Consider the following 24,369-nt stretch of genomic DNA (forward strand, 5'->3'; position numbering starts at 1 on the left):
ATCAGCGCCTTGTACGCGACGCTCCGCTCCCTGCCGCCCGGCGCGGTTGCTGCCGCGGCCGTGCCGCCCACCGTGTGCACGGGCGCGGACCGCACCTGCTCGATCAGGCGCTCGGGATGCCGAATGCGGCGAGTCCTGGTCGAAGTTGACCACGCCGGTCTTCTCCAGCACGGTGATGTGGTCCAGGACGGTGTCGTTGGCGAGGTCGGCGAGCGCGCGGACCATGGTGTTCGTGGTGGTGGCGCGGATCTTGGCGATGGCCGGGAAGATCTGGCCGTGGGTGACACGCATGATGTTGGCGGCGGTGGTATCGAACTGTGTGCCCGACTGGGCCGCCGAGGTCGCCACGAACTGCTGCTGCTGAGGGCTGGCCTGGTTGGGCAGGGTGATGTTCAGCTCGGGCGCGATCTTGCGGCACAGCTCGTCGAGGCCGGCGTGCCCGACGATCAGGTGCCGGCCCGCTTCCCGCATCTCCTCCGTGGAGCCCTTCTTCAGCGCCAGTTCGCCCAGCGGGTACTCCCACAGTCCGGCGGAGCGGACCTTGACGACGAAGTCGCGGTCGGCCTCGGTCAGCGGGCCGTAGCGGGTGTTGGCGATGATGCGTGAGGGGTTGCCGGAGGTGTTCTGCACGCCGAGCATCGCGGGGTAGGCGAGGGCACTGAGGGTCACGCCCAGGGCGCCGACCACGACGACGGTTCCTGCCGTGTTGCGGGAGAGGGGCATGCGGCCTCCAGGTGTGAGCGGCTCGTATGCCAGGGGGTACGGACAGGCCGGAGCATCCGATCATTGCTCTGGGTAAATTTTGCATGCCGTCGTATGGCGTGCGTCACATGCGTGGGGTCATCCGGTGGTGGGGGAGGCGGATGGTGAGGGTGCCGCGGCAGGGTCCGCCGGGCCGGTCGGTACTCCGGCGGTCGGCAGTCCGGGAGGCACGGTGAGGGTGACCATGGGTGCCCCCGGTTGCGGCACCGGTGGTGTGACCTGGCTGGCGGGCAGCTTCGGCGGGGTCGTCTCCTGGAAGTTGACCTGGTCGAAGTTGACCAGCCCGGTCTTCTCCATCTGGGTGATGTGGTCCAGGACCACGTCGTTGGCCTGGTCGGCCAGTGCGCGCACGAGGGTGTTCTCGGTGGTGGAGCGGATCTTGGCGATGGTGTTGAAGATCGAGCCGTGGGTGATGCGCAGGGTGTTGGCGAAGTCGGTGTCGAACTGCTTGCCCGTGTCCGACTTGAACTTGTCCAGGAAGCCCTGCTGCTGGGGGGTGGGCTGGTTGGGGATGGTGATGTTCAGCTCGGGGGCGATCTTGCGGCAGGAGGCGTCGAGCGCGGCGTGCCCGATGACCAGGTGCCGGCCGGCCTCGCGCACGGCCGCGGTCGTCCCTTTCTGCATGGCCAGGTCACCGGAGGGGCCCTCCCACAGTCCGGCGGAGCGCACGAACACCACGAAGTTGCGGTCGGCCTCGGTGAGCGGACCCCACTGGGTGCTGGCGATGATGCGCGACGGATTGCTGGACGCGTTCTGCACCCCGAGCATGCTCGGGTAGGCCAGGGCGGCGAGCGTGACGCTCAGGGCCCCGCCCACGAAGACGGTTCCGAGCGTGCTGCGCGAGATGGGCATCGTGCCTCCTGGAGCGGACAGCGGGTACGTCGGCAGGTACGGGCCCGCAACGGAAAGAGAACCCTTGCTCCAGGTAAAGATTGCACTATGCCATTCCGTGTCCTGGTGTTGGTGTCACCTAGCGGACGCGCAGCCACACGGCCTTCGACGGAGTGCCACCGCCGTCCGTGGCGACCGCCATGTACCAGCCCGATGGCACGAGCGCCGGGTCGTCGGGGATCCGGACGGTCAGCGACCTGCCGGTGCGGCGGATCACGTCGAGGGCGACGGAACGCTGGTCGAAGTCGGTGGCGTGGGTGGCCGATCCGGGGTGCATGAGCCGGACGCGGGTGATACGGGCGGCATCCGCGGAGTCGAACGTGACCTCCTCGCCCCGCTCGGCCTCGGGCCTGCCGGTGCGGGCGAGGGCGGGCCGTGCGCCGTGGAAGAGGGAGGGCGGTGTGTAGACCTCGACGCGCTGTTCGAAGTGGCCGGGGCGGGAGTCGGCCTTGTCGGCGAAGAGGGGGTCGGAGCCGAAGACGGCGACGCGGCCGTCGGGCAGGAGCAGGGCCTCGGTGTGGTAATTGCGGCCGACGGCGGGGTCGGCGGCCGGGGAGAAGGTGTTGGTGGCCGGGTTGTAGAACTGGGCCGTGAGGAGGTCGCTGGCGCCCTTGCCGCGGTAGCCGCTGCTGCCGCCGGTGGTGAACACGGTGTCGTCCGGCATGATCACGCTGTTCAGGTAGCGGGTGTTCGCCGGCAGACGGGGACCCGGAGTGAAGGCGGGCCGTGCCGCGTCGAGGTCGGCGATCGCGGTGCGGGAGGTCGCCGCACGCGACTCGCCGACGCCTCCGCCGCCCAGGACCATGACCTTCCTGTCCTGCGCGGGCGGCAGCAGCACCGAGGACGAGGTTTCCAGGGTGTCCGCGTCCCTGAGACCCCCGACGGGGGTGAAGGTGTTGGTCCCCAGGTCCCACAGGCCGGGCTCGCGGCCCTTGTCGGCCGGTCCGTAACCGGCGTTGGAGCCGGAGTAGAACACCTTCCCCCTCCCGGTGAGGAAGAGGGAGGGGTAGGTGGGGAAGTAGCGGGTCGGCGCCTTCGACCAGGTTCGGGTCTTGGGGGCGTAGATCTCGTTCTTGCCGGGCACGACCTGCCCGATGTCGTCGAGACCGGAGACGGCCAGGACGCGGCCGTCGGAGGTCGTGGTCAGGGTCGGGTACCAGCGGGCCTCCGTCATCGAGCCGACCTTGGTGTACTTCTCGGTGGCCGGGTCGAACTCGTAGGCGTCCTTGATGCCTTGGAAGTCCTTCTTGTCGAGGCCGAGCTTGTTGGCGATGCCGTAGAGGTTGTTCGCGTCCTTGCCCTTCAGGCCCTGGATCTCGTACTGCTCGGTGGTGTTGGTGATGCTCAGCGGGCCTTCTTCCACCGCCTCGACGAAGACGCGGGCCTGGCTCGCGGTGACCGTGACGTTGCCGCCGCGGCCGGTGGGTGTTTTCTTCGCGGCGGGCACGCGCACGGGGAACTGGGAGCGGTACTCCACGCCCGCGGGGGAGCGGAAGACGGTGCCCTTGGGGAAGGTGCGCGGGCGGTCGGGGCTCTCGTTCTTGACCAGCATCGCGCCGCCCGCCCGCTTCACGTCGCCCTTGAGGACCTCGTAGCGTGCGGTGCCGCCGGCGATCAGGATCTTGCCGTCGGGGAGCTGGGTGTGGCCGCCGCAGAACAGGTCAGCCGGTGTGTCGATCTTCCTGAAGGTGTCCGCTGCCGGGTCCCACAGGGTGCTTTTGAAGGCGCCGCCGTTGAAGTGCGCGACGTTGTTGCCGGAGCCGGCGATGAGCAGGACCTTGCCGGTGTGGAGCAGGATCGCGTGGATGGAGTTGGGCTCGTAGCCGTCCGGCAGGCTGGCGAGGGCCCAGTGGCCGTACTTCGCCCTGTACGCGGGCTGGTTGATCTCGTAGTGGTGGTAGGCGTGCTGGGCGAAGCCCGCCACGGCCGGTGCGTTGAGCACGGCGAGGGCGACGATGGCCGCGGTACCGAGCAGGGTCTTGCGGGTGGTGAGACGTGAGGGTCGCTTGGTCATCGGGACGTGCCTCCGTGGCGGACGGGGCGGGCGTGGACGTACTGACGACTACCTCACCCACCACGGAGGCTGGTGGCGACACACTTGTTTGCACTGTGCAAAATGGCCCGATGTGAGCAATGTGCCCGCTTTTACAGGGGGTGCATCGCCCAGAGGGGTTGAGTTACATCCGCTCCTTCCAGCCGGCGCGGACCAGCCAGCCGTTGACCGGCCATGCCGTGAAGAAACCGACGATCATGGCGAGCTGCATCAGCAGCCAGTACGAGGCCGTGGTCTTCGCCAGTCCTGGGGTGAAGAGGATCTCCCGGTAGCCCCACATGCCCGCGAACAGGCCGATCTGGAAGGCGACGATGGAGAACGTGTCGGCCTTCACCGCCGCCCACAGGCCCTGAGCGGGCCCGATGTCACGCATGGGGGCGATGGTGAAGTACTGGAACCCGATGCCCAGCAGCCAGGCGAAGGTGAAGTCCAGCAGGAAGTCGGCGTACAGGGCTTTGCCCGCGATCGTCAGGCCGGTCGCCCGCACCAGCCACTCGCCGCCGAGGTCGCCCAGGACGCATCCCGCGCCGCAGTGGCTGACGGCCTTGGCGGACGTGACCCACTCAGGCAGTGTCTCCGCATCCGGCTCGCCCTCCCGCTCGATCACCGGACGGGAGGTGCGCCGACCGTGACGGACGTAGAACCACAGGGCGGCCGGACCCCAGTACAGGGCCGTGACCGGGTACACCAGATTCATGATCCACATCCGCTGGCGGTATCCGCGCAGCGCCATGTCCGCTGCGATCGCCACAGCGCTCGCCCCGGCCGCGGCCAGGCCGGCCCAGCCGAGCACCTCCAGCCAGACCGGAGGGTGGTGGGGTTCCACGGTGGTCACGTCTCGTTGAGGCGGGCGGTCGCCACGCGCCCGGGCCGCATGATGCGAATCTTGCGGCTCTCGCAGGCGGGGCAACAGGGCGACTGCAGCGGTGACGGCACCCGCCTGCCGTCGAGGCGGTAGACGGCTGTGATCCGCGCCTGCTCGTCCACGGTCACGTCGATGTCGTAGGTGTCCTCCCAGCCGTGGCCGCAGTCGAGGCACACGAACGAGTAGGAGCGCTGGACGTGGTCTGTATGCATGGCCCACCTCTTTGGGAACGATCCGGGCGTCCAGCCCCCGTGTACCCAGTTTTGCATAGTGCAAAAGTGTGTGCCGGGTTCGGTCAGGCCGGGGTCGGGCGTCGTCAGGGGGCCGTGTGCACCGCGCGCAGCGCGCTCTGGTGGCTGAGCCAGCCGACCGGCTTGCCGTGCTCCGAGTCGAGGACCGGAACGCCGGTTCCCGCGGCCGACAGCAGCGCGTGCAGGGCCTGGGCCAAGGACTGGTCGGCGGTGACGGGGGCGGGAGGCTCGGCGAGTTGTCCGACCTGGGTCGGCGCGTCCTCCGGCTGTTCGGCGAGGGCCTCGGCCACCGCCTGCGCGGTGACGACTCCTGCGTAGGCACCTGAGTCGTCGATCACCGGAAGGGCGCCATGCCCGGACAGGCTCAGCAGATCGGCGGCGTCCGCCAGCGCCGTGGAGGCGGCCAGGGGAGAGGGCAACGGCTCCATCACGGCGCCGACGTGCTGGGTGCCGATCCGGGCGCCGGGGGCCGGCCCTTCGAGATCGATGCCGCGCCGGCGCAGCTTCAGGGTGTAGATGGTGTCCCGGGTCAGCAGGCGGCTGGTGGCGGTGGCCAGCACGATCGCCAGCATCAGCGGCAGGATGATCGAGTACTCGCCGGTGAGTTCGAAGAGGATGACCACGGCGGTGATCGGTGCGCGGGCGGCGCCGGCGAACACGGCGCCCATGCCGACCAGTGCGTACGCGCCGACGGCGCCGGCCGATGCGGGCAGCAGGTGGTGGACACCGATGCCGTACGCCGAGCCCAGCATCGCCCCGATGAACAGGCTGGGGGCGAACACTCCGCCCGAGCCGCCGATGCCGATGGTCAGGCTGGTCGCCAGCATCTTCCCTACCAGCAGCAGGAGGAGGAAGCCGACGGCGTAATGGCTTTCGGTCGCCTTCTGCAGCACGGGGTAGCCGACACCGTACATCTCCGGCAGCGCCAGCAGCAGCAGCCCGAGCGCGAGGCCGCCGACGGCCGGGCGCAGCCACTCCGGGCCGCGCCAGACCCAGTCGCAGGCGTCCTCGATCAGGTACAGGAACCGCGAGAAGCCCACCCCCACCACGGCGGCGCCGACGCCGAGCGCGGCGAACAGGCCGTACTGGGTGAGGTGGTCGACGTGGAAGTCGGGGAGGCTCAGGAAGGCGGCGTTGCCGAACGCGGCCCGCCCGATGACGCTCGCGGTCACGCTGGCCAGGACGGCGGCACCGAAGGCTTCAGCGGTGAAGGTGCCCAGGATCAGCTCCATGGCGAAGAACACGCCGGCCAGCGGTGCGTTGAAGGTGGCGGCGATGCCGCCCGCCGCACCGCATGCGACCAGCAGTTTCATCCGGCCCTCGGCCACCTTCGTCACCCGGCCGAGGGTGGAGCCGAGCGCCGAGCCGATCTGTACGATCGGCCCCTCCCGGCCCACCGAGCCGCCGGAGCCGATGCACAGAGCGGAGGCGAGGGTCTTGACGACGGCGACCTTGGGGCTGATCCGCCCGCCGCGCTGGGCGACGGCCAGCATCACCTCGGGCACCCCGTGCCCGCGTGCCTCCTTGGCGAACCGGTTCACCAGCGGCCCGTACAGCAGGCCGCCGATCACCGGGGTGAAGAGCACGAAGTACGGGCCCAGCCATGGTACGTGCGGATTGTCCGCGCCGGGGGAGGCCGCGTAGTCGGCGTGACCGGAAAGAAGGTGCGTGAAGGTCTTGATGCACCAGCGGAAGACGACCGAGCCCGCTCCGGCTCCGGCGCCGACCACGACGGCCAGGGCCATCAACCCCCAAGGGGCGTTCCGCAGTCCCGCGAGACTCGGTGCGGGGGTGAAACCACTGGTTGTGCTGGACACGTGCTTCCCGTCAGTCGCTGCCGGTATGGCGCTCATCGCCTCCCCTTCCTCACCTTTGCATTATGCAAAACGAGTCAAGGGTGTGCGTCACAGGCCGGCGTCTGCCGATCGGGGCCGAAGGGAGCCTGTGGCGCGCGGGTCGGCTCGCGGGGGAGTGGGTGAACGCACAGAGCGAGGAGGCGGACGGTGAACAGTCCGGTTTCTCCACCCTTGATCGTGGTGGGGGGCGACGGGTTCGAGGCGAGCCGGGCGGCCCTGCGCTGGGCCGCCCGTCAGGCCGGACCGGCTGGTGCGCGGCCGTACCCTGTGCAGGCGTGGCGGCTGGCGGTGACCTCCGGCATGCCCGGCGTGGACCCTTCACCGGGATGCTCCTCGGACCGGTCAGCGAGCACTGCGCGCATCACGCCACCTGCCCGGTCCTCGCCATCCGGGCCGGCAGTACCTGGCTCTCCCGAGGGTTTCAGTTCGCTTCGGCATGCGTCTCGACGTCTTCGATGCCGATGGGGCGCCCTGCCGTTGTCCACCGGACGTACAGTCCGGCCGCGATGAGCAGGGTGGCGGCCAGGGAGAGCATGGGCCAGCCGCGCAGGAGGTTCACCGCGAGGGTGAAGGCGACGGCCGCGGCGGCCAGGCCGTTGACCCAGGCCAGGACGGTCTTCTGTTCGCGGGTGGCGAAGCGGGCCATGGCCATCAGCCCCACCAGGAAGCTGACGAACACGGCGACGGCGTAGAACAGGACCAGCTCCTGTTCCTGGCCCGCGGCCGCGACGATGATCAGCGCTGCTGCGGCGAGGTAGACGACGACCGACCAGTACGGGGTGTGGTGCCGGTTGGTCCGGCCGAGTACCGGGGGCAGTACACCGGGCTGTTCGGCCGTGCCCGACAGTGCCTTCAGCAGTCCCGGTCCGGCCTGGAAGGAGGAGCTGGCGGCGGCGAGCAGCAGCAGTGAGCTGGTCAGCTGGAAGGCGCCGTAGAGCCAGCCCGGTCCGGCGGCGGCGTGCGCGATGTCGGCGATCTGGGTGGAGTCGGCGCCGGGGATGCCGATGTGCAGTTGGACGGCGAGTGCGGTCAGGGCCAGGGTCAGGCCGCCGACGATCACGACCAGCAGGGCGAGGGTGCCGCGGCCGAAGCGGCGGCGGTGGGTGTCGTCGAGCTGGCCGAGCTGGGCGATGGCGGTCGACGGCGCCTCGATGCCGGTGGCCAACGCCATCGCGACCGGGAAGGCCAACACCACCGCGAGCATCGCCGAGTGGCCCGGGTCTGTGGCCGTAGCGGCGTGACCGGTTGCGTGGGGAGAGGCAAAGCCCAGGATCAGCACGGCTACGGAGATGACGACGAAGGCGACGGTCATGACGGCGAACAGCAGGCGTCCGCCGTGCCCGAACCAGGTCAGCCCGGCCACCACGACCAGCAGGACCAGCGCCAGCGGGATGCGCCACGAGGCCAGCCCCGGGAACAGGGCGATCACCGCGCTGGTCGCCGCCGAGATCGAGATACCGATGGTCAGCACGAAGTCGACGACGAGTGCGCCGATGGGCAGGAAGGTCCAGCGTGGCCCGAAGGCGCGCCCGGCCGCGGCCGCCGCGCCTCCGCCCTTGGGGAAGCGCCGCACCAGCTGCCAGTAGTTCGCGGTGACGATCACGACGAGTCCGATGACCAGGCTCATCGTCGGCAGCAGTAGCGCGAGGTCGCCGTGCAGGGCGCGCAGTGCCGCCTCGATGGCGTACGCCACCGAGGAGACCGGATCGGCGATCACCGCGAAGGCGAACGCGAAGAAGAGAACAGAGCGGCGCGGGCCGCGGCCACGCACGGCGAGGGACGGGGCTGTCGCGACGGCGGCAGCCGGCTTTGACGAGGTCACGCGAAGACCTTCCTGGAATGGTTCGTTCAGGACACTTCGCCGACCCGTCTTCCCGGCACACCGGTCATGACCCTACGTCAGGAGACCATCAGCGAGGCGTTAGGGATGCATCAAGATTCCTTGCCTCCGGGTAGCCCGACAGGTCCTTCTTGCCCTGAGCTTTGCATAATGCAAAAGTGGTGGAAGGGATGAACGCCCGGGGAGTGGAGAGGCGAAACACACCGATGAGAGCAGTGATCTGCGGAGCCGGTATCGCCGGGCTGTCGCTGGCCGGCCGCCTGCACAACGTGCTCGGCTGGGAGGTCGTGGTCCTGGAGAAGGCTCCGCAGCCCCGCACCGAGGGATACATGATCGACTTCTTCGGGCCGGGCTACGACGCGGCCGAGGCCATGGGTGTGCTGCCCTGGCTGGAGGAACTCGGCTATCCGGTCTGTGAGGCGGCCTTCCTCGACGACGACGGCCGGTGTCGCGCGCGGCTCGACTACGGCCGGTTCGCCCGCTCCCTGAACGGGCGCCTGCTCAGCATCATGCGGCCGGACCTCGAACTCGCCCTGCGGGAACGGCTGTCCTTCGCCGTCGGCCTGCGCTTCGGCGTCGGCCCGGCACGCATCGACCCGAGTCCCTACGGCGTCCACGTCACCCTCACCGACGGCACTTCCCTCGACGCCGACCTCCTCGTCGGTGCCGACGGACTGCATTCCACCGTGCGGGCCATGGTCTTCGGCGAGGAACAACGGTTCGTGCGCTATCTCGGATACCACACCGCCGCGTTCACCTTCGACGACCCCCACGTCCACGCGGAACTGGGCGACCGGTTCTGCCTCACCGACACCGCCGAGCGGCAGATGGGCCTGTATGCCCTGCGCGACGGCACCGTCGCCGCCTTCGCCGTCCACCGCAGTGCCGATCCCCGCCGTCCAGAGGACGCGAGGGCCGCCCTCTACCGCGAGTACGGCTGTCTCGGCTGGCTCGTACCCCGTGCCCTGGCCGGCTGCCCGCCCTCCTCGCGGGTCTACTACGACCAGGTCGCCCAGACCGATCTGCCCCGGTGGAGCCGCGGGCGGGTCGTGCTGCTGGGCGATGCCTGCCAGGCCGTGTCCCTGCTTGGCGGGCAGGGCGCCTCCCTGGCGGTTGCGGGGGCCTATGTCCTGGCCGACCAACTCGCCGGTACGCGTCGCATCGAGGACGCGCTGCACGGCTACGAACGCCTGTGGCGCCCGGTCATCAGGGACAGACAGCGCGCCGCCCGGAGAACGGCCGGCTGGTTCGTCCCCGGCTCGGAGCGGCGGCTGCGTGTCCGCCGAGCCGCCCTGCGCTTCGCCGGCATGCCGGGAGTGAGCCGCCTCGCCGGCACCTCGCTGGCGGGGAGGCAGCGGCCCGCGCTGCGGCAACTCGCCGCAGTGCCCGTCTAGTTGGACCGGGGCGGTACCGCTCAGGGCGCCGTGATCTCTCGGACAGAGGAACCACTCGCCGGCACTTCGCACACTTGGGAGACCCGCACGTCACCACGTTCCCGGCCTGGTTCCGGTGCCCTGACCGCTCGGCTGCGCGAAGCCCTGGACACCGCCGACTGCCGGTCGCTGGCCGACGTCCTGCACCCGTACGTGCGCTGGACCCCGTCCGATGGAGACGGCAGGGGCTGTCACACCCGCTCCCACGTCCTGAGCCGGTGCGCCCGCCTGCACGCTCTCGGGCTGTGGGCCCAGATAGAGGAGACCTTCACCTACCCCGCGGCTGTGGTCCTCGGCCTGCGGATCCACGGCACCGTACCTCCGGCCGATCCGCAGACCGTCGTATACCACGTGTTCGACATCTCCGACGGACTCGTCACCCGCATCACCGGCTATACCGACCGATCGCAGGCCCTGGACGCGGCCTTCCCCGGCGCCACGGCGGCGAGGAAGGGGTACTAGACCCGCCCGGGAAGCGGCGGTCAGGTCAGGACGAGGCCACGCGTACCTGGAGGCGGACCAGCCCGGCCACTCCGAACTGGAGGGACACCGGCAGCGTGTGTCCGGCGGTGATGCCGCGGACGTGATGCAGTTCCACGCGCGGCCCGTCGCCGTGGAAGGCGACAGTGGTGCCGGACAGCAGCAGGATGCCCGCGGTGGACAGCGACCCGTTGCCCTCGGCGGACCGCCCGCCCACCAGGACACCCCGTCCCTCGTCCGGAGTCGCGACCATACCGAGGTGCTCGGGCACCGCACCGCCGTTGCGCACCGACATCGAGAGCGTGCCGTCGCCGGAACGGTCGAGGTGCACGACGGCACTCGTGATCGTCAGGTCGATGTCGGCGGTGTGCACGCTGAGTCGGCCCAGGGCCGAGGTGACGCCTGGCGTTGCGGCACGGGACGTGCCGCTCCCGGGGCTGCTGGGGTGGCCGGCGCTGCCGCAGCCCGCGGTCAGAGCGATGAGCGCCGCGGAGAGGGCGGCTGCCAGAGCGGTGCGGTGGCGCGTGGCCGGTCCCTTGATCCTTGCGTTGCGCCAAGGTCGGTTGCGGTTCTGCTGTCGGCCGCGCGCACGGGACAGACGGTGCACGGGGTGGAGCCTGCTGAGTTCGCATGTGTTCACGTGAGTTGTTCCTCCAGGGTGAGTCAACGAGTCGGTCGGGGTGCGGCACGGGCGCGAGGACCGCCAGGTCTCAGGCGGGGTGGTCGCGGGCGGCGAGGCGGGCGAGGTAGGCGTTGTAGGCGGCGAGTTCGGCGTCGTGGTCCCGGTCGGCCTGGCGGTCGGTGCGGGCGGCGGTGCGCCGGTCGCTGCCGGCCCACTGGACGAGCACGGCCATCAGCACGAGCAGGGTGGGGATCTCGCTGAAGGCCCAGGCGATGCCGCCGCCGGTGCTCTGGTCGGCGAGGGGGCTGAGGCCAGGCGGCCGGAGGGTGTGCGAAGAACGCGGCGACCAGGGTGGTCGACATCATCACGGCGATGCCGAAGAAGGCGTGGAAGGGCATGCCGATGAACAGTTCCAGCATCCGCAGCAGGTGGGAGGGGCGCCGGGGCGCCGGGTCGACGCCGAGGATGGGCCAGAAGAACAGCAGGCCGGTCATCAGGAAGTGGGCCAGCATCCACTCGTGGCTGAGCCAGCTGCCCATCAGGAGATCGAACAGCGGGGTGAAGTACAGGCCGTAGAGGCTGGCGATGAACAGGGGCAGGGTGAACAGCGGCGAGGAGAACACCCGCGCCGCGCGGCTGTGCAGGAACCGGGTGAGCAGTTCCCGGGGGCCGGTGCGGCCACGTGCGGCGGTGGGCAGGGCCCGCAGGGCGAGCGTGATGGGCGCTCCGAGCAGGAGCAGGATCGGGGAGAGCATGGACAGCACCATGTGCTGCACCATGTGGACACTGAACATCTCCATGCCGTAGCCGCCCACGCCGGTGCAGGTGACCGCCCCGGCCGTGAGCACGCCCGCGGTCCACCACAGGGTGCGGGCGAGCGGCCAGCCGTCGCCGCGCCGCCGCAGCCGCCATACACCCAGACCGTAGGCGGCCAGGGCGAGGAGACAGGCGAGGGGCTCCACCGGCAGCGGCTGGGGATGCCAGGCCAGCAGCCGTCCCAGGGTCGGTGGAGCGGTCGGCATCCACATCGGACCGGTCATGTTCATGTGCTGCATGCCTGTCATGTCATCCCTCCAGCAGGCTCCGGCCGACGTACTCGCCCGGTGCGGCGCCGCCCGGCACGGCGAAGACGGCACTGCTCTCGTGGCGGATGAAACAGGTGAGGCGGTCGGCGCCGTCGAGCTTCGTCTGGACCTTGATGAAGGGGGCCGGGTCGGCCTGCCAGGCGATGAACAGCAGCCCCGCGTCCGGCTGTCCGTCCGCGCTGTAGCCATCGTGGTAGGAGAAGCCGCGGCGGAGCATTGCCGCCCCAGGCGACGCGGCGCGCGGGAAAGACGTGCATGAGGGGCTCCTGCGTGTGAAGCGGCGGGCATACGGCGCTCTCCGGACAGGACAGGGCGGCGTACACACGGGTGGGAGAGGTGAGACGCCCTCGCCGTGCAGACGCTTTGCGAGCAGCCGGACGGCATACGTACGGGGTGGAGTCCGAGGCCGTCACCGACAGCCGGACTGTCCACCGTGGGCGGGGATCTCACCCGATGGCACCGGGACGGCCTCGCCCGCCCCGCCTGGCTTGGACGCGAGGGAGGTTCAGGCCGCCGGGACCAGCGTGGGCGGACCACGCCGGACGACGCACGCCGACAGGAGTGAGGAGAGCAACCGGCGGATGTCGTCCCGCGCGGCGGATGCGGCGAGCGCGTGCCGTATCCGCCTCAGCAGCGCGGCGAGCGGAACCAGGACCGAAGCGGCGGTGACGAGCAGGCCGCACAGCGTCCACAGCAGGACGCGGCAGGCCATCCGCCACGCTGTCACCGCCGGGAGCCGGACGGTCTGCCACACGGCGATCTCACTGCGGCGCAGCACCCACCCCGTCACGACGACCGCGGCCACGTGCGCGGCGAGCATCGGAGGTGTGAGCATCGAGCCCAGCGTGATCGCGTGCCCGCCGTGACCGGTCATCCCCGCCATGGCCGGCGCACCGTGTGCGGCGCGGGCCGGATCGATCCGTGCCTCTCGCAGGATCCGTGCCGCCCGCTCCGGCGTGAGCTGTACCGCTCCGGCGCCGCACAGCAACCGTTGGGCCAGAGCCACCACCTGAGCGGACCGGTCGGCGGGAGCCGCCGCCATGGAACCCTGGCCCAGGGAGAAGAGCAGGTGAAGACCGGTCTCCCCGGCGAGCAGGCTGAGCGCGATGCCGGGCAGCGAGCGTTCCCGACCGGCCAGCGGGCCCACCACGCACATCACGCCGGCCCAGCCGGCGGCCAGGGACCACATCGGGATCGCGGCGCCGGAGACCAGCGCGTGCCCGCTCGCGGACAGCGCCACGCACACCGCCGAGAACACCGCGGCCCTCAGCAGTCTCAGATCGGTGGCAGCCCGTACCGGGACGTTCATGGCGCACGCCACTATTCCAGCCGCCCGCGCGGCGGCGAACGCCGGGGTGTTCTGTGTCGGCGGGCGGTGGCCCGGCGCGGCTGTCCGCCGCGTTGGGCCCGGTGGTTCACCCGGTGGCTCGTCTCCTTCCTGTCGGACGTGTCCGGCGCGTCCTGCGTACGGCGACGAGGCCCCCGCCCACGACCGTGACGGCGACCGCCGTCAGGACGACGAGCGCGGTGGTGCGGCCGAGCCCGAGGATCGTGTCGTCCGGGTCCGTGCTCGTCGCCGCGACCGGCGCGGCCAGGGTCAGGCCCTTGCAGGCGGTGGGAGTGGTCGCCGCCCGGGCGCTGTCGGTGACCTGGAACTGGAACGCGTTCGTCTGGGTGTCGCCGTCGGTGGCGGTGACGGTGTAGGTGAGGGTGTTCACCCCCGCCTGCAGGGGGCTGATGGCGGCGCAGGTGACGGAGCCGTCGGCCACCACGGGCGGCCCGACCGGCACCACGGTGCCGGTCGGGCCGACCAGGCTGACCTTCGGGGTGGTGCCCGGCTGCAGCTGGGCGAAGGTCAGCTCGACGACGCGGGTGCCGGTGCCGACCGTGGAGCCGGGTGCCGGTGTCGCGTCCTTCAGCGCGGTGTGGGCGTAGGCGGGCGTGCCGCCGGACAGCAGCAGCACGCCCAGACACCCCAGCAGGGCGGCCGGCGCCCTCAGAAGTCGAAGTCCGCGCATGCGATCCGGTTGTCCATCGCTTCCATGGGGTGGACGACGAGGGCGACCGCGCCCTTGCCGGTCTTCTTCGCGTTGTTCACCGTCGTCATGCCCATACCGGACTTGTCGGCGGTGAAGGTCAGCCACACCTCGTTCGGCGGCTTGGCGGGCCCACCCTTGGTGAACTGGAAGTGCTCGCCTCCGTCGGCGGCGGAGCAGTGCTGGGCGTGGAGATGGGCCATGTAGTGGTGGCCGGGCTTCAGGCCGGTCAGGGACACCGTCACCGTGGTGCCCTTGGAGCCCTGGGCCAGCCAGGCGGTGCCCTTGACGTCGTCCATGCCGGGCGGACGGGTGTCCAGCAGCTTGAAGGCGCCCTTCACCACGGAGGCTCCGGACACCTTGTAGGCGGGGGTGGCCTTCGGGTCCCCGTACGACATGTTCATGTCGGACACGCTCTGGGAGGGGGACATCGAGGACGAGGCGGCGGCCTTCTGTGACGTGCTACCCGAGGAGTCGCCTCCGCAGCCGGAGAGCAGGGCGGCCGTCGAGGCCACGGTGACGCAGCAGGTGACGAGACGGGCGAAGACGCGGCCCGTGTATGGGTACGTGGACATGGAACTCCTGATCGATGGCGGGCGGGGCCGTGGCCGGCATCGGCACGCCGAAACGGCCGACATCAGGACCCGGCCCGGGCCCGAGTTGGAGAGAAGGGGGCCGACGGCATACGCGCACGTCGACCATCCGCCTGTCCCCAGGCCCCCGCGGCCCGCCGAATTCAGACCGGGATCACGGTCCTACGGCGAGCAGGGATCGGGAGGGAGACGGGCGGCTGACTGCCGAACAGGCCCGGCGGCGGACCCCGGCGCACGACCGCGTACCTCAACGAGGCGGGCGTCGGCCGACAGCGCTCCTCACCGCCGGAGGCGGGCCCGCACGACGAGGGCCCGGGCTCGGGCACCGTACGGAAGAGGACCCGGCAGACCCGGCGCAGAGGCGCGAACACGACCGCCGCGAGAGCACCGCCGATCCGGTGGGCCGCCGTCTCACCCCGCCACAGCCACAGCCCGCAGACGACGGCGGCCAGCAGGTGCGCCAGAACCATCCCGGTGGAACCCAGGTGAAGCAGACCGGACGCGAGCGGTGAGCCGGAGGGCATCGTCATGGATGCGGAGGGCATGCCCATGGACCCCGAGTGGTGCACCGCCGTGCCCATGTGGAGGGATGCCGCGTCGGTTGCGTGGGCCAACTGGTGGGCGAGGGCGAACAGCAGGTGCAGCAGCCCCTGGGCGACGACCGTGGCGCCGACCACCGCTGCGGCGCCCCGCTCCCGCCCGGTCAGCCACCAGGCGCCCGACACCGTTCCGGCGAACGCGTAGGCGATGGCCCACCAGGGCAGCGTGTCCCCGGACATGAGCACGTGGCCCAGCGAGGTCGTGGTCACGCAGACGGCCGCGAACATCGCGGCCCGCATCAGCCGCGGGACGTCGACGGCACCTCCGCCGGCCGTGGACGCACCCGGCCCGGGGCTCGGTCCGCCGCGGCGGCTCCCCTGGTGCATCCGGTCACTCCTCGACATCAACGGCCTTGTACCGGCTCGCCGTTACGTACGGACGGCCGGGCGGACGTGTTCACGCGGCGCTACCAGGGCACCCCGCGTGCTGAGGTGCCGGTGGGTCACCGGGCGACCTTCACGGTCTTCGACACGGTGACCTGGTCGATGTCGGAGACGCGGACCGTGGCCTTCATGGTCCAGGTGCCGGCGATCGGGAGGTTGAGGGAGTCGCTGCCCCAGTAGCCGCGTTCGTCGACGAGATGGGCGTCCAGCGGGCCAATGCGCTGGTCGGCGAGAGTGAAGGTCAGCCGTAGTTCGGGGATGGCGACGGGACTGTCGTCGGCGCCGTAGACGATCGCCTCCACCACGTTGCGGCCGACCCGGCCCGGTTCCAGCGTGACCTGCACCTTGCCTCGTCCGGACAGGGTGTTCTTTCCGGTGTCGTACGGGATCAGGGTCAGGGACACCTCGGGCTGCCCGGCCACCGAAGCGGCAGAGGCGGTCTCGGTGGCACGGCCCGTCTCGGTGCCAGTCAGCGCCGTCGTCAGCACGAGGACCAGCACACCGACCGCCACCTCGGCCAGGACGGACCTGCGCAGACCGCGCCGGTGCATCTCCGGTCCGCCGGATTCGTCGGTGCCGTCCTCGCCCCCGTGAGCGGTGGGCGGGCTCTCGCCGTGTCCCACGGCCACCAGCACCCGCTCCTCCTGCGGTGCGCGAAGCAGGCGGGCGGTCCAACGCCGGGAGTACGAGGCCGCCAGCAGCATCGCCAACACGCCCCAGATCTTGAAGACGAGGATCCTGCCGTAGGTCGTGGAGAACGCGTCCCAGGAGCCCAGCCCGCGCCAGGACTGGTAGACACCAGTGACGGCCAGCACGGCCACCGAGACCAGGGCGATGCGGGAGAAGCGGGCGACGGCAGCGGGCGGGAGGGGATCGTCGTCCGGTGCCCGGTACAGCGCGCGCAGGAGTGCGGCCAGCCCGCCGAGCCATATCGCCATGGCCAGCAGGTGCAGTATGGCGGAGGCCAGGGCCACGGGTACCTGGATCCCGACGGACGCGTGCTCGGCCGCCGCCCAGGTGGCGGCCAGGCTCAGGACGAGCAAGCAGGCGCTCGCCACAGCACGCCGACCGGGTATCTGCTCCACACGCCGGTTCCGCACCACCACGGCCACCACCCCAAGCAGCATCAACCGGGCCAGCAGCGCGAGTCCGGGCCGGCTGGCTGCCGTCTGCCGCAGCGCGCCCGGGTCGAACACGCCGCTCAGCCCGTCACCGCTGTCGTAGGGCCCGCGCAACAGCACCAGCAGCACCGTGGACACGAACAGCGCCCACCAGCCGATCAGGAACGGGCGGCGCACCACGCGCGCGGCCGTGGCCGAACGCCAGCAGGCCACGACGAACCCGGCGAGACCGACCAGCAGCGCCAGTCCGGCGTAGGCGACGTAGCGGCCGACGCCGTACAACGCGCCGACGGTGGGATTTACGGCCGGCGGGGGAATGGCGGCGGCGCGGGTCACCGACGGCTTGCCGACGGAGAAGGTGAAAGCGCCGGACACCGCGTGGCTGTCCGACGACACCACACGCCAGGACACCGTGTACGTGCCCTGCGCCAGTCCGCTCACCAGCGGCACGCTGTCCGTGTTGCCCCGCCCGCCCGCGTGCCGGGGATCGCCGTCCGTCACCGGTCGGTTGTCGGGATCGAGCACCCGCAGGGAGTCCTCGACGAGCGCGACCGACTCGTCGAAGGTCACGGTGATCTGCCTCGGCGCGGACTTCAGCACGCTGTTCTCGCGAGGGTCGCTTCCGGTCAGCACCGCGTGTGCGGAGGCGGGAGCCGCACCTTGAAAGAGGGCACAGACAAGGACGGCGACCACCACCAGGAGCGAGCCGAACGTGCGCCGTCGGTTGGTCACTTGTCCTCGCACCACGCCATGTCTCCGGGGCCGGTTGCTGTGTCACGGATACGTACGCAGGTGTATGGCGCCACGCTCACTTTGGCGATGCCCGCTCAGCGGGCATTCTGCGCTCATGTGCGGTGACGGTCCGGCGAGCCTGGTTCCCGACTGCGCGCGGGTCGGTCGCGCCACGCTCGCGTTATCCGCCTGGCGACCTTGAACGCGAGCGCCGGGGAGCCGACGAGAACGGCCGACGCCGCCAGGGTGTGCCAGGGACCAGGGAGCCCGACGCCGCGCAGGACGAGGGAGCCCGAAACGCAGAGGAACCAGGACGTGACCACGACGGCGGATGAGGCCGCAACCACCGGGAGGCTCAGAGCGTCGTACGAACTGTCGCGTCCGGCCATACCCAGTAGCACCAGCAGCCACAAACCCACCAGCACTACGAGCACGGCCGTGGGGAAGCCGACCGCGATGTCGGCGATCTCGCGCACTGGTCAACTCCGAACTGCCCGGGCTCCCGTCGTTGACGTACCAACCGTGCTGAGCCTGCTCGATCCCGGGCGGCCGGGACGGACGTGGACGACACCGGCCGGGACGGCGTGGCACTGGCGCGGCTACGACGAGGTGTGTGCCGCGCTGCGTCCCGTCCTTCCGGAGCTGCGCGGGGCGGACCGCTTCGGCGCCGACGTGTTCGAGCGCTGGCTCGGCCTGATCGGCACGCTCGTGCGCCTGAGTGCCGAGGTCGGTACGCCCGCCGACTCGGAGCCGTTGCTGCTTCCCGAGGAGGTGGCCGTGATTCTCCGGCCCGCTCGCCTGGACGCAACGGTGCAGAAGATGCGCTGCTTGCACGCCACGAACCGAATCCGAGCGGAGCTGGCGGGAGAGATCGAGCGGGAAGGAATCTTGGTACGTACCGCGATGAGCCAGGGCCAGGGCATCGTCGAGATGTTCACCGCCTGCCCGGAGTTCGGTTTCGGCTGGCAGATCCAAGAGGGCCAGTTCCGTCTCGTGTATCTGACAGGCGCGGGCCCCGGGCACGGGAAGGGCGAGGAGCGGCGGGCGGTCCGCGAGGGCCAGGCGCGTGCCTTCGGCGACTACTTCCGCTTCGACCATGCGCGGGACCTGCTCGGCGACACCGGAACCGAACATCCCGGCTTCGCCCGCACCAGCCGCTGTCCTTCAACGGCTTCGCCCCCGACTTCGTCTACCGCAGCATCCCGGCACCCGATCTGACGATCGGGCAGGTCGTGGGCCTGGGCGTCATCTTCGCGCGCGAGGCGCTGAAGGCCCATGCGAACGCGTTCGGTGACGCCCTCCGCGCGGACGTCTGACCGGGAAGGGCGGCCGGCGTGATCGCGGTAGGCTCCGCTTCTCGCGAGGGGTGGGGTGGTATGGAGGTCCTGGGAGTCGATGCCTGCGGTAAGCAGGGCTGGGTCGGGATCGGGCTCACGGACGGCGCGTACGCGGGTAGCCTGGTGGATGGTCGGCTCGACTCGTTGATCGAGCGTGCCGTCGGCGCGCGGGTGATCGCGGTGGACATGCCGCTCGGGCTCGTCGAGAAGGGCTGGCGTGCTGCGGACCTGGCGGCCAAGGCCCTGCTCGGTGTACGGCGCAACAGCGTCTTTCTCATCGCGCCGAGGCCGGTGTGGCAGGAACGCGAATACGTTGCGGCAGCAGACCGGTGCCAGGAGCTCACCGGTAACAGGTTGAGCCAGCAGGCGTGGGCGCTGGCCCCGAAACTGCTTGAGGCGCGGGCATGCTGGCTGGCCGATGAACGGGTCCACGAGGTGCACCCCGAGGTGTGCTTCTCCGCCTTGGCGGACGGGGTTCCGCCGACTTACGCGAAGAAGACCTGGCGGGGTCAGCACCTGCGCCGCTCCCTGTTGGCCGAGGCCGGGATCGTCCTCCCGGACGTGCTCGGTGAGGCGGATCGTATTCCCGCGGACGACGTTCTCGACGCTGCCGGCGCGGCATGGTCGGCGTACCGGATCGCACGGGGCACCTCCGGCCGGGTTCCCGAGGTGCCCCAACTCGACGCGGAAGGCCGCTCCGTCGAGGTTTGTTTCTGACCAGCGTCGGATGCCGACGCCTCTCGCAGGTCCCTGGGAAGACAGTGGGTGTTGAGCGCCCCGTTCGTCCGCTTGCGATGGCGGTCGCCCAGACCGATCGGGTCCGGAGGCGTCAGGCCCGGGAGCATGCGTCGCCGCCACTTCGCAGGCTCGTCTCATCCGCAGGAGCTGGACAAGACCCACACGCGGGTGACGTGTGTCGGCACACGTCACACGTACTCCACGCCATCCGCCCGCCGACGTGAGTAGTGATCCTCATCCGGGAAGCCGGCGACGGTGCGGTGCTGCCGCCGTCGAGTTGCCGCTGTGCCTGCTACCGCTGGAGCGCTTGCGCCACCTGCTGGTAAGAGTCGTGGCGCTGTTGTTCCCGGGCCGCCCGGACGGCAGGGTCCGGCGACCACAGGGCCTGCCGGCCGGGGTGATATGTGTGGACGACCTCATACCGTGCCTCCCCCACGAGCTGGGGGTGGGTCTTCTCCAGCCGTCGCCAGCTGTCCTGCGCGTCGACTCCTTGCAAAAGAACGACTTCAAGGCGGGGAAACAGACCGAGGAGGCGGGCCAGAACAGTGACGCCGGCTCTGCGTTCCTCGGCGTTGGGAGCGCGGTTGATGTACCAGGGGTAGGCATTCCAGGGGGTAGTTTCGTGGGCATCTATACCCGCTTCGGCAAAGCCGGTGCACTGGCGTTCGGCCGTGGCGTCGTCGTTTTCCACGCACAGGAAACCCGAACCGCTGCCGTCCTGGGTCTTGGGGCCCGGATCGCGCAGAATCGACAACACGCGTGCGTCGACGCCCCCGTGCCAGGGAGCCACGTGCGGCATCCAGCCGCGGCCGTCCTGGTCGCGCAGTTCATCGACCATCTCGTTGATGGCACGGACATGCGGCGCGTACCGGCCGCTCTCCTGCTCGTCGCGGAACGCGTCGTTCGCCATGCGTCTGACCACTTGAATCCTCCGGTTTTAGATGTGGCGGTTCACAGTAGCGGCGGCCACTGACACTGGCCGGACGGCCGCCGCGTTGTACGGCGACGCGGATTCCTCATCGGCGCCGCTTTCCCGGGTGAACTCCCGGGCGCTGGGGCAGGCTCCGTCCCCGTCAGGAGCGAGCCGAAGACCGACCGCCCCAGTGCTTCGGCACGGGCTTGGTCGATGACCTTGCCGGTGTAGTCGGGGTGCTGCTCGGCCCATCTCTGTGCGGTGCGGCGGCTGGTGAAGAAGTTCAGGGCGCCGCAAGCAACGTCGTCGGCGGGACCGGTGCAGGAGCGTTGGCCGACGTAGACCACGGCGGTCGGGGGTTGCCAGGTCAGGTGTCCACCGGTGGAGGTGACGGTGATGGGGTAGCCGGTGACCGGGTCGGCGGAGGTGATCACGGCGTCGGTGCCGAGCATGTCCGGGATGCCGAGGGCGTCGATTGCGCACATCGCCCACGTCTCGGTGCCATCGGGGAGGCGGATCCCGTGGGCGGTGGGGACGGCGGAGAAGGGGTATGCCGCCCGGATCCGTCTCCGGTCGCCGAGGGTGAGGAAGTCCTCGGCGGCCAGTTCGGCCAGAACCTCGTGGGCGTCACGCCCGATTGACCGTGCCACCTGCTCCAGGTCGGCCGGATCGGGTGCGTGGCCGGTGGTGGCGAAGGAGCGTAGGACGGGCTATTGCACGTCCCGCAGTCCTCCTGTAGCAGGTGCGATACGGCCCCGGCCGCCGCGTCCCGTCGCGTCCATGGGTGGGCAGTCGCAGTCTTCGCCGGCCTCCGCGACATCCAGGGCCCGCTGCAGGTCGGCCACGCTCGGCGCCCCCTCGGTCCGCCCGCCCGGGCTGCGATACAGGCGGCAAGAGACGGAGACGGCTGTTTCCGACGTGGTGAAGGGGTCGGTGCCGTCAATGAGCACCGTCGGGGAGCCGGTCATGCTGAGCCGTGCGGCCCGCGCCTCGTCGGCGACCTCGACGAACGCCATCTTTGCGGCTCGCCCGTCGAGCGCCTGCTCGATCCGCTCCCGCACCAGCGGTGCGTTGGGGCAGTCCGGCACCGTCAGAACCGTGATGCGCATCGCCTCGTCCTCCCAGGTCAATGTGGATGTGACCGACGCTAGACCTTCCAGCGCACTGGAAGGTCAAGGCGTAGCCTCGACGGTATGCGCATCGGAGAACTGGCCGCCGCGAACGACCTGACGCCCAAGACGATCCGTTTCTACGAGCAGGCCGGACTGCTGCCTGCGCCTCCCCGGACGGCGAACGGCTACCGCGACTACCCGCCGCAGACCGGCGCCCGGCTGGCCTTCGTCCGCGACGCCCAGTCGGCCGGTCTCACGCTCGCCGAGATCCGCTCGATCCTCGCCCTGCGCGACTCGGGCGAGGCGCCGTGCGACCACGTCACCGACCTGATCCAGCAGTATCTCGACGACATCGAGCGGCGCATGGACGAGCTGCGGAAGACCCGAACCGCCCTGCGCGGCCTGGCAGAGCGCGCCGCCACCACCGACCCGAGCACGTGCACGAACGCGGACATCTGCAGCATCATCGGCGGCCCCACAGAGACGTGACAACAGGGGATTGTCACCTGCGCACTGACAATCTACGGTTGTCAGCATGAGTGAAGAGCCCACCGTGGGGCATCTCATCGCAGCCGCCCACAACCGTGCCGGCAGCGATGACGAACTCGCCCTGCTGGATGCCGTGACCGCTGTCACCCAGGACCTGTCCGGCCAAGCCGACGCAGCCGTCGACCAGGTCGTACGCGAGGTCCGCGCCGCCGGGCACTCGTGGACGGTGATCGGGGAACACCTGGGCGTCTCACGGCAGGCGGCCCGCCAGCGGTACGCCGACCGCGTCGAGCGCCTCACCGAGGCCCCGCCGACCGTCGGCCTCATCCGTGGCCGCGACCTGGAGAGCGGACTGTCCGCAGCGCTGGCCGCGGCCGAGATGGACGGACTGGCCGAGGCAGGAACCGAACACCTCCTCCTCGGACTGCTCACCGACGGCGTGGCCGCCGCCACCCTGGAAGAACTCGGCGTCACCCGCGACAAGATCCGCGAGGTGAGCCGTCGGCTCTTCGCCTACCCCGCCGATACGGCGAGGGCCGGGGATCCCGTGTTCTCCGGCGAGGCGAAGGCCGCGCTGGCCGCCGCCGAGCAGCTGGCGACCGAGCGCACCCCCACTTGTGCCCCGGTCGTGGTCAACACACCGCAGCTGCTTGCGGTCATCGCCACAAACCCCGGCTCCCGGGCCCGCCGTGTCCTCAACGCCCTTGACGTCGACGTGGCGGACATCAAGCGCCAACTCCACTGCTACGTCAACATCCCCCGCACCGCTTTCGGGCGCCGTACCCATCGCAAGCGCCGCCCCGACGATACCTCGGCCCGCTGTTCCTTCTGCGGCCACCCAGGAAGCGACGAACGCCGTCTGGTCGCCGGTCCCGACGTGTGGATCTGTGCCGACTGCATCGTGATGTGCGGTGAGATCCTTGTCCAGCCCGCGGTTGCGCAATCCACGTAGCGCGCCCGATGAACAGGCCATTTGAACAGCTTGTATGGCAGAGCGTGACGGAAGTGCTTGCTGCCAGCTACCCCGTATGGTTCGGACCTGTGCACGCCGCCAAGCGGGTCCCAATACCGCTGCGGCACGGCCCCTCACCTGCGGCAATGCCACGTGCGAGCATGCCGAAGATGAGAGGTGATCTTCCTCGGCAGCTGACTTGCTGTGCACCAGAAGTAGTCCCACAGGCAGGGTCAATGTCGGCCCTGAACTGCGAAAATCCGGAATGTGACTGGTGCCCCCCGGGGGGACTATTCACAGATGGTTGCGGGGCTGACCAGCGGTTTCTTGTGCGACGGCTGGTGGTGGAGGGGCGGTTCCGTCCCGGGGTGTGTGTGGGGGTGCCCCTATGACTTTGGGCAAGGGGTGATCGGGGTTGGTGGTTGGTGGAAGGTGCCGTCGCGGAGCATTGTGAAGAGGACGTCGGCTCGGCGACGGGCGAGGCAGAGGATGGCCTGGGTGTGGTGCTTTCCCTGGGTGATCTTCTTGTCGTAGTAGGTGCGGGAGGCCGGGTCGGCCAGCGCGGCGAACGCCGAGAGGAAGAAGGCTCGCTTGAGCTGTTTGTTTCCTCTCCGCGAAGGTTGTTCGCCACGGATGGACGACCCGGAACTTCGAGTCGCCGGGGCGAGGCCGGCATTGGCGGCGAAATGGGCGGCGGACGGAAACGAGGTGCCGTCGCCGACGTCGATGAGGATGCGGGCGCCGGTCCTGATGCCGATGCCGGGCATGGACGTCAGGACCTGCGCATGTGCAGCCAGAACCGCTGTCGCCAACTGCGGCAGCGCCGGAAGCACGATAAGACTGGCTACCGCTCCCCGCAGGGGCGTTGCATTGGCAGCATGATGGAAGCTCTCTGCCGCACGTGTTCCCGATGACCCACCACGGGGAGTGTGTCGCGATCCTTGAGTCGGTGGCAAAGGTGTCCTGACCTGCGGTTTTGTGCGTGCGCATTATGTGCGGTGTGGGCGATATCTTGACGCTGAAATGACGCTCGTGACGCTCGTTCTGATGGGGCGTCAGGCGTGCTGTGCCTCTGGTCAGGCGCCGAGCAGGGGGAGGCCAGCAGGTAGGTCGCGAGCGCAGAGGGCGAACAGGATGTATCGGAGGTGCCGTCAAAGCGCACCGGCTCCGCGACTTGTAACTTCACGTTCCGCATATCTCAGTGGAGCAATGACGAACAAGGGGC

23 protein-coding genes and 4 pseudogenes are annotated in these 24,369 nt (G+C 70.2%); 7 read left to right on the forward strand and 20 right to left on the reverse strand.

What is annotated here, in order from left to right; translation table 11 throughout:
* The 6 genes from ACNFOC_RS02250 to ACNFOC_RS02275 form a co-directional block, all read right to left on the reverse strand.
* On the reverse strand, positions 1–723 hold a 723-nt coding region (locus ACNFOC_RS02250; protein ID WP_416956013.1), incomplete at its 3' end, for a DUF4142 domain-containing protein.
* Positions 724–840: 117 nt separating this feature from the next.
* A complete protein-coding gene (locus tag ACNFOC_RS02255; RefSeq protein WP_416956014.1) occupies positions 841–1,614 on the reverse strand; it encodes a DUF4142 domain-containing protein in 774 nt (257 codons plus the stop codon).
* 118 nt (positions 1,615–1,732) lie between these two features.
* Positions 1,733–3,667: a radical copper oxidase GlxA gene (gene glxA / locus ACNFOC_RS02260; protein WP_416956016.1), complete on the reverse strand. Its 1,935-nt coding sequence runs from the start codon at positions 3,665–3,667 to the stop codon at positions 1,733–1,735.
* Positions 3,668–3,830: 163 nt separating this feature from the next.
* The gene (locus ACNFOC_RS02265) at positions 3,831–4,541 is read right to left on the reverse strand and encodes a DUF4396 domain-containing protein (protein ID WP_416956018.1); all 711 of its coding nucleotides are present in this window, start codon (positions 4,539–4,541) and stop codon (positions 3,831–3,833) included.
* Entirely contained in the window at positions 4,538–4,783 is a 246-nt protein-coding gene (locus ACNFOC_RS02270; RefSeq protein WP_416956020.1) for a hypothetical protein, read from the reverse strand. The genes ACNFOC_RS02265 and ACNFOC_RS02270 overlap by 4 nt, the downstream gene beginning before the upstream one ends.
* Positions 4,784–4,887: 104 nt before the next feature.
* Entirely contained in the window at positions 4,888–6,567 is a 1,680-nt protein-coding gene (locus ACNFOC_RS02275; protein WP_416956183.1) for a chloride channel protein, read from the reverse strand.
* Between the two features lie 134 nt (positions 6,568–6,701).
* Between ACNFOC_RS02275 and ACNFOC_RS02280 the strand changes: the two are divergent.
* Positions 6,702–7,058, forward strand: a pseudogene (locus ACNFOC_RS02280) (hypothetical protein); the annotation flags it as partial.
* Between the two features lie 41 nt (positions 7,059–7,099).
* Here ACNFOC_RS02280 and ACNFOC_RS02285 read toward each other — a convergent pair.
* Entirely contained in the window at positions 7,100–8,500 is a 1,401-nt protein-coding gene (locus tag ACNFOC_RS02285) for an APC family permease (protein ID WP_416956022.1), read from the reverse strand.
* A gap of 224 nt (positions 8,501–8,724) precedes the next feature.
* On the opposite strand from ACNFOC_RS02285, the gene ACNFOC_RS02290 reads away from it, so the two are divergent.
* A complete protein-coding gene (locus ACNFOC_RS02290; RefSeq protein WP_416956024.1) occupies positions 8,725–9,912 on the forward strand; it encodes an FAD-dependent monooxygenase in 1,188 nt (395 codons plus the stop codon).
* Positions 9,913–9,942: 30 nt separating this feature from the next.
* Positions 9,943–10,413 (forward strand): nuclear transport factor 2-like protein, encoded by a 471-nt coding sequence (locus tag ACNFOC_RS02295; RefSeq protein WP_416956026.1) that lies wholly within the window; start codon positions 9,943–9,945, stop codon positions 10,411–10,413.
* Positions 10,414–10,438: 25 nt separating this feature from the next.
* On the opposite strand, the gene ACNFOC_RS02300 is transcribed toward ACNFOC_RS02295, so the two are convergent.
* From ACNFOC_RS02300 to ACNFOC_RS02340, 9 genes and pseudogenes are all read right to left on the reverse strand, one after another.
* Positions 10,439–11,071, reverse strand: coding sequence for a hypothetical protein (locus tag ACNFOC_RS02300; protein ID WP_416956028.1), 633 nt, complete (start codon positions 11,069–11,071; stop codon positions 10,439–10,441).
* Positions 11,072–11,141: 70 nt separating this feature from the next.
* Positions 11,142–12,108, reverse strand: a pseudogene (locus tag ACNFOC_RS02305) (cytochrome c oxidase assembly protein).
* Positions 12,109–12,118: 10 nt separating this feature from the next.
* Positions 12,119–12,376, reverse strand: a pseudogene (locus ACNFOC_RS02310) (iron uptake transporter deferrochelatase/peroxidase subunit); the annotation flags it as partial.
* Between the two features lie 267 nt (positions 12,377–12,643).
* Entirely contained in the window at positions 12,644–13,447 is an 804-nt protein-coding gene (locus tag ACNFOC_RS02315; protein ID WP_416956030.1) for a hypothetical protein, read from the reverse strand.
* A gap of 106 nt (positions 13,448–13,553) precedes the next feature.
* Positions 13,554–14,156, reverse strand: a complete 603-nt coding sequence (locus ACNFOC_RS02320) for a copper resistance protein CopC (RefSeq protein ID WP_416956032.1) — start codon at positions 14,154–14,156, stop codon at positions 13,554–13,556.
* Entirely contained in the window at positions 14,135–14,749 is a 615-nt protein-coding gene (locus tag ACNFOC_RS02325) for a superoxide dismutase family protein (protein WP_416956033.1), read from the reverse strand. Before ACNFOC_RS02325 ends, ACNFOC_RS02320 begins: the two co-directional genes overlap by 22 nt.
* A gap of 161 nt (positions 14,750–14,910) precedes the next feature.
* The gene (locus ACNFOC_RS02330; RefSeq protein ID WP_416956035.1) at positions 14,911–15,693 is read right to left on the reverse strand and encodes a hypothetical protein; all 783 of its coding nucleotides are present in this window, start codon (positions 15,691–15,693) and stop codon (positions 14,911–14,913) included.
* Between the two features lie 116 nt (positions 15,694–15,809).
* On the reverse strand, positions 15,810–17,603 hold the full coding sequence (locus ACNFOC_RS02335) for a copper resistance CopC/CopD family protein (protein ID WP_416956037.1): 1,794 nt from the start codon (positions 17,601–17,603) through the stop codon (positions 15,810–15,812).
* Between the two features lie 113 nt (positions 17,604–17,716).
* A complete protein-coding gene (locus ACNFOC_RS02340; RefSeq protein WP_416956039.1) occupies positions 17,717–18,079 on the reverse strand; it encodes a hypothetical protein in 363 nt (120 codons plus the stop codon).
* 46 nt (positions 18,080–18,125) lie between these two features.
* Here ACNFOC_RS02340 and ACNFOC_RS02345 point away from each other — a divergent pair, with 46 nt between their 5' ends.
* Both ACNFOC_RS02345 and ACNFOC_RS02350 read left to right on the forward strand, forming a co-directional pair.
* Positions 18,126–18,821: a hypothetical protein gene (locus ACNFOC_RS02345; protein WP_416956041.1), complete on the forward strand. Its 696-nt coding sequence runs from the start codon at positions 18,126–18,128 to the stop codon at positions 18,819–18,821.
* A 158-nt stretch (positions 18,822–18,979) separates the two neighbouring features.
* Positions 18,980–19,657: a DUF429 domain-containing protein gene (locus ACNFOC_RS02350; RefSeq protein ID WP_416956043.1), complete on the forward strand. Its 678-nt coding sequence runs from the start codon at positions 18,980–18,982 to the stop codon at positions 19,655–19,657.
* Between the two features lie 313 nt (positions 19,658–19,970).
* Here the strand turns inward: ACNFOC_RS02350 and ACNFOC_RS02355 are convergent, their stop codons facing one another.
* From ACNFOC_RS02355 to ACNFOC_RS02365, 3 genes are read right to left on the reverse strand one after another with little or no spacing between them, the layout of a single operon-like run.
* Positions 19,971–20,588 carry a uracil-DNA glycosylase family protein gene (locus ACNFOC_RS02355; protein ID WP_416956045.1) on the reverse strand — a complete coding sequence of 206 codons (618 nt, stop codon included), beginning with the start codon at positions 20,586–20,588 and terminating at the stop codon, positions 19,971–19,973.
* 41 nt (positions 20,589–20,629) lie between these two features.
* Positions 20,630–21,241 (reverse strand): alkylmercury lyase family protein, encoded by a 612-nt coding sequence (locus ACNFOC_RS02360; protein WP_416956047.1) that lies wholly within the window; start codon positions 21,239–21,241, stop codon positions 20,630–20,632.
* Between the two features lie 60 nt (positions 21,242–21,301).
* On the reverse strand, positions 21,302–21,700 hold the full coding sequence (locus ACNFOC_RS02365; RefSeq protein ID WP_416956048.1) for an alkylmercury lyase: 399 nt from the start codon (positions 21,698–21,700) through the stop codon (positions 21,302–21,304).
* An 84-nt stretch (positions 21,701–21,784) separates the two neighbouring features.
* Between ACNFOC_RS02365 and ACNFOC_RS02370 the strand changes: the two genes are divergently transcribed.
* Positions 21,785–22,192 (forward strand): heavy metal-responsive transcriptional regulator, encoded by a 408-nt coding sequence (locus tag ACNFOC_RS02370; RefSeq protein WP_416956050.1) that lies wholly within the window; start codon positions 21,785–21,787, stop codon positions 22,190–22,192.
* Positions 22,193–22,238: 46 nt separating this feature from the next.
* Positions 22,239–23,144 carry a ClpX C4-type zinc finger protein gene (locus tag ACNFOC_RS02375; protein WP_416956052.1) on the forward strand — a complete coding sequence of 302 codons (906 nt, stop codon included), beginning with the start codon at positions 22,239–22,241 and terminating at the stop codon, positions 23,142–23,144.
* 386 nt (positions 23,145–23,530) lie between these two features.
* Here the strand turns inward: ACNFOC_RS02375 and ACNFOC_RS02380 are convergent.
* Positions 23,531–23,929, reverse strand: a pseudogene (locus ACNFOC_RS02380) (transposase); the annotation flags it as partial.
* Between the last annotated feature and the right edge of the window lie 440 nt (positions 23,930–24,369).

The sequence above is a fragment of the Streptomyces colwelliae genome, assembly GCF_048158785.1.
Lineage (GTDB): Bacteria > Actinomycetota > Actinomycetes > Streptomycetales > Streptomycetaceae > Streptomyces.